Here is a 13,967-nt window from a genome sequence, read left to right on the forward strand (position 1 = left end):
ATCGTTTCAAACATAATTACTAATTTTGAAAAAAATCACAATTAAATCGTTTAATCTTAAAACTATGAATTATTCTACATTAAAGAAAACAGCTGCCTTGTCGTTTGCTGCTTTGTTGACTGCTGGGATGGTGAGTGCGCAAACAGACAGCGCTAAAACCGTTACCACTACAACAACTGCAGACACTACAATGTCATCTGGCACAACCACCGCCAAGGTATTTGGCGGTAGGGGACAGTACAAAACCTTTAGCATCGGCATCAATGCTGGCGTGACTTCGCCATTTTTGGCGATCGGCGGCACCAACGAGTGGACCTCTTCCGACGTATCATTAGGCTACGGCATATCGTTGAGGTCGCAATTAGCTCACTCTTTCGGCTTGCAGTTAGATGTACACGGCGGTAAAGTAAAAGCACACAACAGTCAGGACGATGGAGTAGACTGGGGTCAAAGATGGGGGTATTCTACCAGCTTTTACTCTGCAACCTTGAGCGGTATCGTTAACGTTGCTACTATCGACTATATCCGTCGTAAGAATGCGATCAACTTCTTCGTCACCGGTGGTGGTGGTTTGATTTTCTACAAACCAAGCATTGCTGTTTCAAAAGCTGATTACAATGCAGGCGTTTACCAGTTTTACCGTTCGGATGCTAACGGCGACCCAACTACTATTGGTATACCTGATGCAACCAACAAAAAACGCACAGTTAAAGAATTGGTTATCCCGATTGGCGTAGGCGTGAAATTCAGGCTTACAGATGCGGTTGGCCTTAACTTAGGTTACACCATGAACTTCATCGACGGTAACAACTTTGATGGTTCTTACTCTCCGGCTAAACCACAGGCCCGTGATAAATACTCTTACGGTTACGCCGGTTTAGAGTTCACTTTAGGTGGCAAAGGCAAACCTAACCTTGATTGGGTTAACCCTGTAGCTATGATGTACGATGAGCTGTACGACGAAACCCTTCGTCAGGAAGTTGCTGCATTGAAAGTACGTGTAACCAACGTTGAGAACGCTGTTAACGACCTGAAGAAAGATTCTGACGGTGACGGTGTTTCTGATCAATTCGACAAATGCCCTAACACTCCTGCAGGTAGCGTAGTTGATGGTGCTGGTTGCGTTATCGTATTCCCTGCAACCACAGTTGTTGATACTACTACCAAAGCAGCTGCTTACAGCAATATCCAGTTTGAATTTGATAGCTCAGTATTACGTACATCTTCATACCCAGTATTAGATGCTACTTCTGCTGACCTGCGTGCAACCGGTGCAACTACACAGGTAAACGGTTACGCTTCATCTGAAGGTACTGCTGCTCACAACATGTCATTATCACGTGATCGTGCTAACTCTGTAAAAACTTACTTAGTTAACTCTGGTGTTGCTGCTTCTAAAGTAAAGGTAAAAGCTTACGGCGAAACCAACCCAATTGCTGATAACAGCACAGAAGAAGGCCGCATACAAAACCGTCGCGTGTCTTTCATCAAAAAATAATATTCCTTTAGCATAATATTATTAAGCGAAAGCTCCGGATAACCCGGAGCTTTCTTTTTTTTGTTAATTTTGTATATGTACTTCTTCAGGAAAAAGGACCCTAACCGGCCAACCAATTTTAATTTAAAGGTGATGCATACTATCAATGCTATCGCCATTATCATGTTTTTGCTGGGTATCATCTATATCCTCATCAAATGGTACGTCCTCAAGAAATAACTTTCCCCCTAATTAATCACCCACAGCATCGCAATGAAAACAATTATCAATACCACTAATGCCCCTGCCCCCATAGGCCCATACAGCCAGGCTGTTGCTGCCGCCGGCCTTTTATTCGTATCGGGCCAGGTGCCTATAAACCCTGCCACCGGCGAAGTAGTTACCACCGGCATTACCGATGAAGCCAAACTGGTAATGGAAAATCTTAAAGCCATTTTAACCGAGGCAGGCCTTGGCTTCGAGAGCGTAATCAAAACCAATATCTTCCTTACCGATATGCAAACCTTTGCACAAGTAAACGAAGTGTACGGCTCGTATTTTACCGCCAACTTCCCGGCGCGCGAAACCGTGCAGGTATCGGCATTGCCAAAAGGCGTTAATGTGGAGATATCGGTTATAGCCCTAAAACCCTGAAGCAACTAAACATTGAACAGCCAGCACTTTCAAACACCTATCGAATATTTAAAAGGCGTGGGCGCAACCCGCGCCGAGGTGCTGAAAAAAGAGCTGAATATCCATACGTTTGCGGATTTGCTGAAGCATTTCCCGTATAAGTATATCGACCGCACGCGGTTTTACAAGATAAAAGACATACAGCCCGATCTGCCTTATGTGCAGGTGCTGGCCCGCCTCGTTTCGAAAGAAATAATGGGCGAAAAGCATACCAAACGCCTTGTTGCCCAGGCCAAGGACGATACTGGCATCATTGAGCTTGTGTGGTTCCAGGCGATAAAATGGGTAGAGAAAAGCCTGGTACCCGGCCAGGTTTATGTGCTGTTTGGCAAACCTAGCTTTTTTAACGGCAAGGCCCAGATGGCCCACCCCGAGATTGAGCCCTACAACCCCAAGGCACCGCAACAACGCGGCGCACTCACCCTGCAGCCCGCCTACAGCTCTACCGAAAAACTGAAGCAGTTCAGTTTAGACAGTAAGGGCCTGCAAAAACTCATCGCATCATTGCTGGACCAATATGCCCGCGAAATCCACGAAAACCTGCCTGCCTACCTGCTCAACCGCTTTAAACTGGCCGGCCGCGCCGATGGCTACCGCAACATTCATTTCCCCAACGATGCTGCGCAGTTGAACGAGGCTATCCTAAGGCTGAAGTTCGAAGAGTTGTTTTTCCTGCAACTAAAGCTGCTCAAGAATAAGCTCACCCGTACGGCCAAATTCAAGGGCAACGTATTTGGTACCGTTGGGCATTATTTCAACGAGTTTTACCACCATAAACTGCCCTTCGTGCTTACCGATCCGCAGAAACGGGTATTGAAAGAGATACGCATAGATACCCAACGCGGCGTGCAGATGAACCGCCTGCTACAGGGCGATGTGGGCAGCGGCAAAACCGTAGTGGCACTCATGAGCATGCTGATAGCGATAGACAATGGATTCCAAACCTGCATCATGGCCCCTACCGAAATTTTGGCAAATCAGCATTACCAAACCATCAAAAGCCTGGTAGGCGACGATTTTGTAGAACTGGCCCTGCTTACCGGCTCGGTACCGCAAAAAAAACGGCGGGTAATACACGAGCAACTGGAAGACGGCACACTTAAGATACTTATCGGCACGCACGCGCTGATTGAAGATAAAGTGCAGTACAAAAACCTGGGGCTGGTAGTGATAGATGAGCAGCACCGTTTCGGCGTAGAGCAGCGTGCCAAGCTCTGGCGCAAAAACATCATCCCACCGCATGTATTGGTGATGACGGCCACCCCCATCCCTCGTACCCTGGCCATGACGCTTTACGGCGATCTGGATGTATCGGTAATAGACCAATTGCCTGCCGGACGCAAGCCGATAGAAACCAAACACTTTTACGATGCACAGCGACTGCGCATGTTCGGCTTTATGAAGCAGGAGATAGCCAAAGGCCGGCAGGTTTACATAGTGTATCCGCTAATAAAAGAGAGCGAAAAGCTCGACCTAAAGAACCTGATAGACGGCACAGAGGTGATGAGCCGCGAGTTCCCGCTGCCGCAGTTCCGCATCAGTGTGGTGCATGGCAAAATGGCCGCCGCTGATAAAGATTTTGAGATGCAGCGTTTCATCAAAGGCGAAACGCAGATAATGGTGGCCACCACCGTGATAGAGGTTGGCGTAAATGTACCCAACGCATCGGTAATGATTATCGAGAACGCCGAGCGGTTCGGGCTGTCGCAACTGCACCAGTTGCGCGGCCGCGTGGGTCGGGGTGCCGAGCAATCGTACTGTATATTGATGACCGGGCAAAAACTGAGTGCCGATGGCCGCGTGCGTATCAACACCATGGTAAAAACTAACAACGGTTTTGAGATAGCAGAGATTGATATGCAACTGCGCGGTCCGGGCAATATCGAAGGCACCCAGCAAAGCGGCGTGCTCGACCTAAAGATTGCCGACCTCACCACCGACCAGGAACTGCTGATAAAAGTACGCAAATGCGTGGAAGACCTACTGGCCGCCGACCCGCAGCTGGCCCTGCCGGAGCATGCGATACTCCACCAATCACCCCAGGAAAAAAATGGCGGTTTGAGCTGGGATAAGATATCTTGATCGCGGTTTTTCGGCTACAAATACTATTTTTGCTTAAACACCCATCCACATGAAGAAATTCTTACTCCTCTTTGCTTTATTAGCTACAGCTTCCGCCTCGCAGGCGCAGCAAGATTCATTGATGCTGCGCAAATTGTACGATGAAGCCCTGGTCAACGGCCAATGCTACGAAAACCTGCGCTACCTGTGTAAAAAAATCGGGCCCCGTTTAAGCGGTTCAGTCGGTGCGCAAAAATCGGTAGAGTGGAGCAAAAAACTCATGGACACCTACGGTTTCGACAAGGTGTACCTGCAGGAGTGCATGGTACCGCATTGGGTACGCGGCGAAAAAGAAGTGGCTTATATCATCGATGGCAAAACCCGCATCAAGGTGCCCATCGCGGCCCTGGGCATGTCGGTTGCTACGCCGGCGGCAGGCATCACTGCTAATATTATCGAAGTAAAAAGCCTTAAAGAACTGGACCAGCTTGGCGAAAGCGTTATCAAAGGCAAAATCGTTTTCTTCAACGGCCCATTCGACCAACGTTTCATTGAAACCGGTGCCGGTTATGGCTCGGCGGGCATACAGCGTTTCGCAGGGCCATCGGCGGCCGCCAAATATGGTGCGGTTGGCGCTATCGTTCGTTCCATCAGTTCGGCGCTTGACGATTTCCCGCATACCGGGGGCACCGTTTATGCCGAAGGTGGCGTGAAGATACCGGCTGCAGCCATATCAACATTGGCAGCCGATAAGTTGAGCAACATGCTCAAGCTGCGCAAACTGCCGCTGATCAAATTCTACTTTAAACAAAGCTGCCAAACCCTGCCCGACGTAAAATCATACAACGTTATCGGCGAGATTACCGGCAGCGAAAACCCTAATAAATTCATCACCGTAGGCGGGCACCTCGATTCGTGGGACCTGGCCGAGGGCGCGCATGACGATGGCACCGGCGTAATGCAATCTGTAGAAGTATTGCGAATATTCAAAGCCGTTGGCTACAAACCAAAAAACTCGGTACGCGCGGTTTTCTTCATGAACGAGGAGAACGGCCACAAAGGCGGCCTTAAATACGCCGAGATAGCCGCCCAGAACAACGAGGACCATATCGCAGCCATTGAGACAGACGAGGGCGGTTTTACCCCGCGCGGCTTCAGCTTCCAGGGCATCCCGGCTGCGCAGTTGAAAGCCATCAACGATAAATATAAATCGCTGTTCGAACCTTACGAGGCCGACCGTCTTATTGCCGGTGGCGGCGGTACAGATATTGGCCCGTTGAAAGAAACCAGGCCTGCTATTGTGCTCATCGGCTTCCGGCCCGATTCGCAGCGGTATTTTGATATCCATCACTCATCAAACGATGTTTTCGAGAACGTGAACAAACGCGAGCTGGAGCTTGGTGCAGCAGCAATAGCCTCGCTGGTTTACCTGATAGACCAGCACGGATTATAAAAACTTATAGAAAGGCGCGGCACACACCGCGCCTTTTTTGTTATATTAAAGTAACAAAACCCGCTACAATAACCTTATTAATGAAGAGGTTCGTAACTTGCGGCTTTCAATCAAAACATCCCATCTATGCCCGAAGGAGATAGTACAAGCCCCCGGATAGACTCATTCGCCGCCCTGCGGCACAAAGATTTCCGCTCATACGTAGGCATGCGTTTTTGCTTTACGTTCGCCTACCAAATGCAAGCCGTAATCATCGGTTTTTATATTTACCACCTCACCAAAGATCCCTTTAAATTGGGCCTGGTGGGCCTTTGCGAAGCCATCCCCGCGGTAGGCGCTGCTTTATACGGCGGCTACATTGCCGATAAATCCGAAAAGCGAAAGATGCTTTTGTGGGTATTTGTTGGCGTATTCTTCTCCTCGCTGGTGATGTTTCTGATTACCCTTAAAGATGCCGATAAGTACATTGGCGTACATTGGATAGTCCCCATCATTTACCTGATGATATTTTTTAACGGCGTTGCCCGCGCATTTTACGGCCCGGCTACGTTTGTGATATACACCCAAAGTGTGCCTAAAGAAATTTACCCCAACGCCGCCACCTGGAGCAGCAGCAGCTGGCAGATAGCGTCGATCCTTGGACCGGCAGCTGGCGGCCTTATTTATGGCTACCTGGGCATAACGGTTACCTTTATGGCCATACTGGCCTTCCTGCTGATATCCTTGGTATTGGTTTACCTGTTACGCTCCTATCCGCCTGTATTCGTGCCGAAGGAAAGCATCGGCAAAAGCCTTTCAGAGGGGATACGTTTCGTGTTCAACAGCAAAATGATGGTAGGTGCCATGAGTCTGGATCTGTTCTCGGTATTCTTCGGTGGCGCTGTAGCCTTGCTGCCGGTTTTTGCTAATGAGATATTGAAGGTTGGGCCCGAGGGGCTGGGCATTATGCGGGCCACGTCGTCGGCAGGTGCGGTGCTTACGATGCTGGCCATGGCGCGATTCTCGCCTATGGGCAAGCCATGGCGCAACCTGCTTATTGCGGTTGCCGGTTTCGGGCTTTCCATTATCGGGTTCGGCTTTTCAAAAAGCTTCTACCTGTCGTTGTTCTTCCTGTTTACCGAAGGTGCCTTCGATAGCGTGAGCGTAATTATCCGCGGCACCATCATGCAGCTGCTCACGCCAGATCATATGCGCGGGCGGGTATCGGCGGTGAATGCCATGTTCATCGGTTCCTCTAACGAGATCGGTGCCTTTGAATCGGGCACGGCTGCCAGGCTGCTGGGCACGGTGCCGGCAGTAATCTTCGGCGGTAGCATGACATTGCTTATCGTAAGCATCACCTACCTTAAAACCAAAGTGCTCATCCCTTTGTCGCTTAGCCAGATACACGCGCCGGAGGCCGCTAAAGAAACGGCTTAAGCCCGGCATAGCATTACTGTGCCGATAATATAATTTTAAGGATATACCACAATAGCTATATTTATGCCCTGATACTTTGGGTTATAAATGTTGAGGTTACCGCCACGTATTTTATTGCTTTTAATACTACTGCCGGGCATGCTGCTGATACCTGCAGTCCATTCCTTTGCCCAAAGCAACCCCGCAACTGATGGGCCCATCCCCTTCGCATCTATAAAAACCGCCCCTGCAGATAAGCGCGTTGAAGCCGCCCGCAAAATATACCAGGCCAACTGCCTTAAAATGGCCGAAGCAGCAGCCATGCAAAACCTGGATGGGCTTAACGATATTGCCCTACAAATAGCCGATTTGCCCCTGCAATGCGCCGTGTTAGATATGCGCGCCGATTATTACGTTGCAAAGCGCCAATACAACACCACAAGCGATAGCTATTACGATAAGGCTATCCGTTTTGCGGAGGAACACGACTTGCCGCTGGAGGCTGCCGTTTACCAACACCGCTTTGCGGTTTACCTTGGCAAATACGAACAAAACATCCCCGCCTGCCGCAACTTCCTGTTCTCGCAAGAGAAATTCCGCGAAATCGGTTTCGGAAAGGTGCCGGGAATAGCCTTTTATTTTGACCAGGTAGCCAATTTTTATTACGCCATAGGCGATTACGACACCGCGCGCGAAAACCTGATGCTTGCCCTTAAATACCAGCAGCCCCAATCGCACCAGCGGATAGACGTGTTGAATACCATCGGCCTCTGCTACCGCAACACGCACCATTATGCAATCGCTATGCGGTATTTCCAAAAGGCCCACGCCATGGCGCAAGCCACCCGCGACAGTGCATGGATTGGCATAACTACCGGCAATATAGGCTCGGTGTATTTCATGCAGCAGCAATACGCAAAAGCATTGCCGCTGGTACAAACAGATTATGTGGTATCGTTAAAATACAAGCAAAAATCCAATGCCGCCATGGCGCTGCTGCGATTGGTGCGGATAAATATAGATGGCGGAAACCTTACCATGGCCACCCAACAACTTAACACCGCCGATACCTTGCTGCTAAGCGCGGGCAACGACGAGCTAAGATACCGCGCCGATTATTTTGAGTTGAAAGCCCTGCTGAACAACAAGCTTGGCAACAAAGCCACCGGTGTGCAATACCGGCAAAAGTATGTGCTGGCTAAAGATAGCCTGGAGAAACGCGATAACCTGGCCGCCGTTGAACGGGTACAGCTGCAATGGGAAGTAGATAAAAGCAAGGCACGACTGAGCCACCTTAAAAGCAGGACCGAACTCGGCGCGTACAAACGCAATACCGTCATCATCGTTTTGCTGTTGCTGATGGTGATATTGGCATTGATATATAACCGCCAACGCCTTAAGGCCAATAAAGACAAAGCCCTGCTGGCATCTGAAAAACTGCGGCTGGATGAGGAATTGAAGAACGCCGTAGCCGCACTGCATGGCTACACCGAAAACCTGACGCAGAAAAACCTGCTGATAGAAGAGTTTAAGAACGAACTTGAAAAGCTTAAGCTACGATCAGTAAACGAGGTGGATGCCCGCGAACTGGAGCATATGATGAAAGCCCATATCATGACGGATGAGAACTGGGCCGAATTCAGGAAATTGTTCAGCAATGTGCACCCTGCTTTTTTTTATGGCCTGCGCAACAAATTCCCGCACCTTACCGATACCGATATACGTTTGCTTACCCTGCTTAAGCTAAACCTCAACAACCGCGAGATGGCCGGGATGCTTGGCATCACTACCGATGGCGTTAAAAAAGCCAAGCAACGCCTGCGTAAAAAAATGGAGCTGGAAGCGGGCCAGGAAATAGAAGATGCAATAGCCAAGTTGTAGTTACGCGGCCCCTTAGCCAATTTGTCCTCCTTTTGTCCCCCTCATATATTCTCGTTTTAGGCGCACTGAGCACCATATTTGCCGTTCAGATATAATTCTTATGCGTTAAACACTTGTTTGTAATTAATTAATGAGCGATGTTTTAATTATTATGCAAAACCCGTATATTTATACTGTCATCAGCGATGGCCTTAAGGCATTTGCCGCGAGGTTTTCAGTCGCCGTGGTTGGTTGCATGCGTTTTGGCGGATATCCGAATTTGCTGCATTCCCAGCTTGCAATTGCATCTGCCAGGGATCCTGGGATAACAGCCGCATGCATTATCCCTTATCCCAACAGCTACCAGCAATTTTCGAGCATTTGCAAGCCCCCGGTCAATAAGTTCAACGTTTACTAATACCCCATATGGAAACAAAAGACAACAAACATAAATGCCCCAAATGCGCCATCGGCATGTTGAACCATCGGGCAAAACGCCCCCTTTGGATGAAGCTATTCTTATTTTGGCTGCCTATAAGGCGATACGAATGCGGTAGTTGCTACAAGCGCTCTTATGTATATGGCGCATACACCCATCGAACTGCGCATACCGCTCAGTTATGATCGTTCCGCGAGACGTGCGTTAGTGTTATGACACCAGCATCGGGTTTCACCTGGTATAAAACATAGGGCAGGCCACCGTTGTTAGTAGGTACCGGTTTAAGTATAATAGCTGCGACCGAAAAACCTCCCTGTACCAACTGCACCTCCTTCCAATCGGCAGGTACATATGTTTTAAGCGTAAGCGGCTGGTTGTACATTGCTTTATCCAGCGGCTGCATCAACTCTATCCAAATCCGCCATGACGTTGTTGCCTTTACGGCAACTTTGGCGCTTTGCCGTTCGCGGATGTAGCGGGCAACATCGCCAAATGTGGCTATCCATAGTTTACTTTCCGCAGCTTTTATGTAGCTGAAGTAATTATCCAGTTGCTGATGGGTGAGCGCTTCCCAGCCAACGGTATCTACGCCGTGGAAAGTAAGCACCAGCCAGGTATCATTCCTCTTCAGCGTGATATCTACCCACCTTTTCATCATGCGCATGGGCGTTTTGGTAGTGGCCCCGCGCTGAAACTGGATATATTCTTTATCGGTATTGCCGGGGTTTGCCGGGTTACTGCGGCTTATTTCTTTGAGCCAGGGCTCGGGCATACGGTTACGCATGGCGGGATACACCTGGTGCAGATAGCCCATTACGCGCTCGTTCTCGGTACCGAAAGGTCCTTCGGCCGAAAAGGTGTACTGCGGGCCCAACTCGCGTAGGATATCCAGGCGGCTGCTTTGCATTTCGTAAAGCATATTAGGTTCGTCCAGCGCGGCCAGGCGAGGGTGGGTTATCATATGGCTGGCAAATTCGTGTCCCTGCTTAGCGTATTCGCGTATATCGGCCCAGGTGGTACCCTGCGCGTCCATATATTCGGTGTTGTGCTGTGTACCGGGCTTAAACTCATTATTACGCACTTTTTTGTACAGTTCGTCTATCACGCGATAGGCTTGCTGGGGTTTGCCGGCATCTATAAGCGAGCCCGCCTGGTAATGATAATCTAAAGGGCCAACCAGCCCCAGGTAGCCTGCTGCCGACGCGCGTTCGTAAAAATTATTGCTATCGGTAGCTATAGTAGCAGTTTCGGCGATAATGTCTTTAACGGGCCGGCCTATGAACTTGCCCTCATACTTTGAGCCGGGTATCTGCCCGGTGATGATAAAAAAGGTGGCCTTCAGCTTTAGCCGGTTAAGGATAGGGAGCGCCCGTTTAAACTGGTTTATCGATCCGTCATCGAAGGTGATGGATACGGCACCCGTTTTATCGCCGGGCCAGCGGGTTATGGTTGTTGTGCCGGGCTGCTGGGCAAAAATTACCTGTGCAGCAAATAACAATGCAGTGGCAAGCAACAAGTTCTTCATATTTGGTTTCTTGGTTTATAAAATCAAATGTACTGTTAAAATACGGTGCGCTGCGTTGGTTTAGCACGTAACGCACTTCCGGGCAAACCCTATGTAGCTTTGGCTATAATACTATATTCTGCATTTCATACCGTGTTTTCACCCTAAATTTAGGGTGAAAACAGGTACTAGTACGTGTTTTTTTTTTGAAAATGGTGGCCTATCTTTATGGCACCCCTAAACCTTATCGCAATTATAGATTGCTTAGAAGCAGCCTGCGGTAATAATACAAAAGATTGCCCGTATCTTAATCGTCCTCATCCTTTTATTAGCCGTTTTAAATATCATTGGCCAGCCGGTCAGCGATAAGGCTTCTTCGCATACAGGCAAGCAAGGCTTCACCAATAAGAATGCACCCGCCAGCTTAGTGCCTGTAATAAAACTCTTATCCGGCTTTACCCTTTTGTTGCTCAGCCAAAGCTATCTCAACCGCAGGCTAAGTAAAATAAAAGCAACATCTGCCAGGTACCGCATCAGTAAACAATTCCTCCTCCGCAAGGCCGTGACCAATACGCCTGTTTTTCCTGATTCATGGCAACATGCTTAATGCGTTTGAATTTTTCGCAAAAAAATATTTTTTTCTTGATAAATAAATGAACATTCATTTATATTTGTGGCAGATAATCGAGTATGCGCACAAGAGACAATAGCAAAGAACAACTGGTTAAAGAAATGGCTATCCAGTTATTCGTAAAAAATGGCATGGAAGGCTTCAGCATGAACAAGCTGGCCAAGGCCTGTGGTATATCGGTGGCTACGCTTTATATCTATTATAAAGACAAGGACGACCTTATTATAAACATCGCATCTGAAGGCGGCAAGCTTTTTAGTGATGCTTTGATAAAGGATTTCGACCCGGATGCTTCTTTTGAGGAGGGTTTACGCGTACAATGGAAAAACCGCTACCAGTTTATGCAAGACCACCCAAACCTGAGCATGTTTTTCGATCAGTTGCGGAGTTCCAGCTACCAGGAGAAGTTCCTTGCCGGTTTCCTTACGGAATTTAAGCAAATGATGGGAAAATTCATGCATAACGTAATAGCGCGGGGCGAGATAGAGAAGGTGCCGTTTGAAACCTACTGGTCGGTAGCGTTTTCGCCCCTATACGCCCTCGCCCGGTTCGATTACGAAGGTCAGAGCCTTGGTGGCATGCCCTTTAAACTTACTGATGAGGTGTTATGGGAAACTTTTAGGCTGGTTGTAAAAGCCCTTAAAAAATAATATCGCCAGTTTGTACAACGTTTCGCAACCTCAATCGTCAACAAGGGTAAGCGGCAGGGAAAAGAAATTAGCAGCGTTGTCCAATTATGCGCATGGCGATAGTTACAACATAAATTGAATACGATGGAAGATTTTTGCCACATACTACTCTTTAAAACCAATATCAGCGGCGAAGCGGATAAGGCTTCGGTATGTGCCATGCTTGGTAGTACGCCAGGCGTAGAAAAATGGAGCGTAGATATTGAGGACGAAGACTGCGTACTGCGGGTAATATCGTACACCCTGCGCCACGCGCAAATAATAGAACTGATAACCCATCACGGCTATAATTGCTGTGAATTATTATAACAACAATGCAAGCACAACAGCCCTCGGTACCTTTTACAGGCTACCAAAAATTCGTGATATTTATTTTAGCCATCACCCAGTTTACGGTGATATTGGATTTTATGGTGATGAGCCCCCTGGGCGATATGCTAATGAAATCGCTCAGCCTTAAGCCGCAGGCCTTTGGTGTAGCGGTATCGGCATACGCTTTTAGCGCGGGCATATCCGGCTTGCTTACCGCAGGTTTCGCCGATAGGTTCGACCGTAAGAAACTGCTGCTGTTTTTCTACTGCGGCTTTATCGTAGGCACCATATTTTGCGGCATGGCGCAATCATACCCCGCATTGGTAGCGGCCCGCATTATCACCGGCCTGTTCGGCGGGGTTATCGGCTCAGTTTCTATGGCCATCATCACTGATATCTTCAGCCTGCAGCAACGCGGCCGAGTAATGGGTTTTATACAGATGGGTTTCGGTGCCAGCCAGGTTTTGGGCATACCCATCAGTCTGTACCTGGCCAACCTGCTGCGCTGGGAAGCGCCGTTTTGGATGGTGGCAGCCATCGGCATAGCTGCGGTTACAGCCATTGCGGTTTACCTGAAACCTATAACTGCGCATTTGGCCATCCAGAAGGATAAATCGGCCATACTGCACTTGTGGCATACCGCCATCAAGCGCGATTACCAGGTGGGTTTTGTTGCTACGGCCCTGCTATCTATCGGCGGGTTCATGATGATGCCCTTCGGCACCGCCTTCGCCGTGAATAATTTGAAAATACCTAACGCCGACTTATTCAAACTGTTCATGGTATCGGGCCTTAGTACCCTTCTGATTATGCCGATTGTGGGTAAGTTGAGCGACAGGATAGACAAGTTCAAGATATTCATGGCCGCATCGGTATGGACCATGATTATGTGCGTGGTGTACACCAACCTTGGCCCCACACCGCTTTGGCTGGTAATGATATTGAACGTGATGATGATGATGGGCGTAATGAGCCGCATGGTACCTTCCAGCGCTCTTACCAGCGCCATCCCCGATATGGCCGACCGTGGCGCGTTCATGAGTATCAACTCATCATTGCAGCAAATTGCCGGCGGCATTGCAGCAGTGGTGGCCGGGATGATCGTAACCAAAAAAACAAATTACAGCCCGCTGGTGCATTACGATGTAGTGGGCTACGTAATCGTAGTAATATCGATACTGAGTATACTGGGCATGCTGCGCGTAGATAAGCTCACCAAGAAAAAGATGGCAAACAAAAAGGATGTGATACCCGAGGCAGAAGCTGTGCTGAGCGAGGGCGTATAATGAAGTCGGGGAGTCTGAAGTCCGAAAGCCGAAGGAGCCGCCCGCCGTGCTCCTTCTCTTATGTCTCCGCAGGGACTCTTTGAAAATTTAAGTTAACCCATAAAATCGTCAGAACCCATAAAGCGTTCCCATGGAACGCGCTTTTATATCTTTCTTTTTCTACC

11 protein-coding genes are annotated in these 13,967 nt (G+C 48.8%); 10 read left to right on the forward strand and 1 reads right to left on the reverse strand.

Features of this window, described 5'->3' with window-relative positions; translation table 11 throughout:
* Nucleotides 1-64: 64 nt before the first annotated feature.
* The 7 genes from AC1DYT_RS19375 (at nt 65) to AC1DYT_RS19405 (ending at nt 8,963) form a co-directional block, all read left to right on the forward strand.
* A complete protein-coding gene (locus tag AC1DYT_RS19375; RefSeq protein ID WP_477471175.1) occupies nt 65-1,498 on the forward strand; it encodes an OmpA family protein in 1,434 nt (477 codons plus the stop codon).
* Between the two features lie 75 nt (nt 1,499-1,573).
* Nucleotides 1,574-1,717: a DUF6728 family protein gene (locus tag AC1DYT_RS19380; protein WP_477471176.1), complete on the forward strand. Its 144-nt coding sequence runs from the start codon at nt 1,574-1,576 to the stop codon at nt 1,715-1,717.
* Between the two features lie 33 nt (nt 1,718-1,750).
* Nucleotides 1,751-2,131 carry a RidA family protein gene (locus tag AC1DYT_RS19385; RefSeq protein WP_477471177.1) on the forward strand — a complete coding sequence of 127 codons (381 nt, stop codon included), beginning with the start codon at nt 1,751-1,753 and terminating at the stop codon, nt 2,129-2,131.
* Between the two features lie 12 nt (nt 2,132-2,143).
* Nucleotides 2,144-4,252 (forward strand): ATP-dependent DNA helicase RecG, encoded by a 2,109-nt coding sequence (gene recG / locus AC1DYT_RS19390; protein WP_477471178.1) that lies wholly within the window; start codon nt 2,144-2,146, stop codon nt 4,250-4,252.
* Nucleotides 4,253-4,301: 49 nt separating this feature from the next.
* Nucleotides 4,302-5,684 carry a M20/M25/M40 family metallo-hydrolase gene (locus tag AC1DYT_RS19395; protein WP_477471179.1) on the forward strand — a complete coding sequence of 461 codons (1,383 nt, stop codon included), beginning with the start codon at nt 4,302-4,304 and terminating at the stop codon, nt 5,682-5,684.
* Nucleotides 5,685-5,810: 126 nt separating this feature from the next.
* On the forward strand, nt 5,811-7,103 hold the full coding sequence (locus AC1DYT_RS19400) for an MFS transporter (RefSeq protein ID WP_477471180.1): 1,293 nt from the start codon (nt 5,811-5,813) through the stop codon (nt 7,101-7,103).
* A 114-nt stretch (nt 7,104-7,217) separates the two neighbouring features.
* Nucleotides 7,218-8,963, forward strand: coding sequence for a tetratricopeptide repeat protein (locus AC1DYT_RS19405; RefSeq protein ID WP_477471181.1), 1,746 nt, complete (start codon nt 7,218-7,220; stop codon nt 8,961-8,963).
* 593 nt (nt 8,964-9,556) lie between these two features.
* Here the strand turns inward: AC1DYT_RS19405 and AC1DYT_RS19410 are convergent.
* A complete protein-coding gene (locus AC1DYT_RS19410) occupies nt 9,557-10,906 on the reverse strand; it encodes a polysaccharide deacetylase family protein (protein ID WP_477471182.1) in 1,350 nt (449 codons plus the stop codon).
* A 669-nt stretch (nt 10,907-11,575) separates the two neighbouring features.
* Between AC1DYT_RS19410 and AC1DYT_RS19415 the strand changes: the two genes are divergently transcribed.
* The 3 genes from AC1DYT_RS19415 to AC1DYT_RS19425 all read left to right on the forward strand — a co-directional run bounded on the left by AC1DYT_RS19415 (nt 11,576) and on the right by AC1DYT_RS19425 (nt 13,803).
* Nucleotides 11,576-12,166 carry a TetR/AcrR family transcriptional regulator gene (locus AC1DYT_RS19415; protein WP_477471183.1) on the forward strand — a complete coding sequence of 197 codons (591 nt, stop codon included), beginning with the start codon at nt 11,576-11,578 and terminating at the stop codon, nt 12,164-12,166.
* Nucleotides 12,167-12,289: 123 nt separating this feature from the next.
* The gene (locus tag AC1DYT_RS19420) at nt 12,290-12,514 is read left to right on the forward strand and encodes a hypothetical protein (RefSeq protein WP_477471184.1); all 225 of its coding nucleotides are present in this window, start codon (nt 12,290-12,292) and stop codon (nt 12,512-12,514) included.
* Nucleotides 12,515-12,519: 5 nt separating this feature from the next.
* A complete protein-coding gene (locus tag AC1DYT_RS19425) occupies nt 12,520-13,803 on the forward strand; it encodes an MFS transporter (protein WP_477471185.1) in 1,284 nt (427 codons plus the stop codon).
* The last annotated feature ends 164 nt before the right edge of the window (nt 13,804-13,967 follow it).

The organism is Mucilaginibacter sp. P1_D10 (assembly GCF_056406215.1).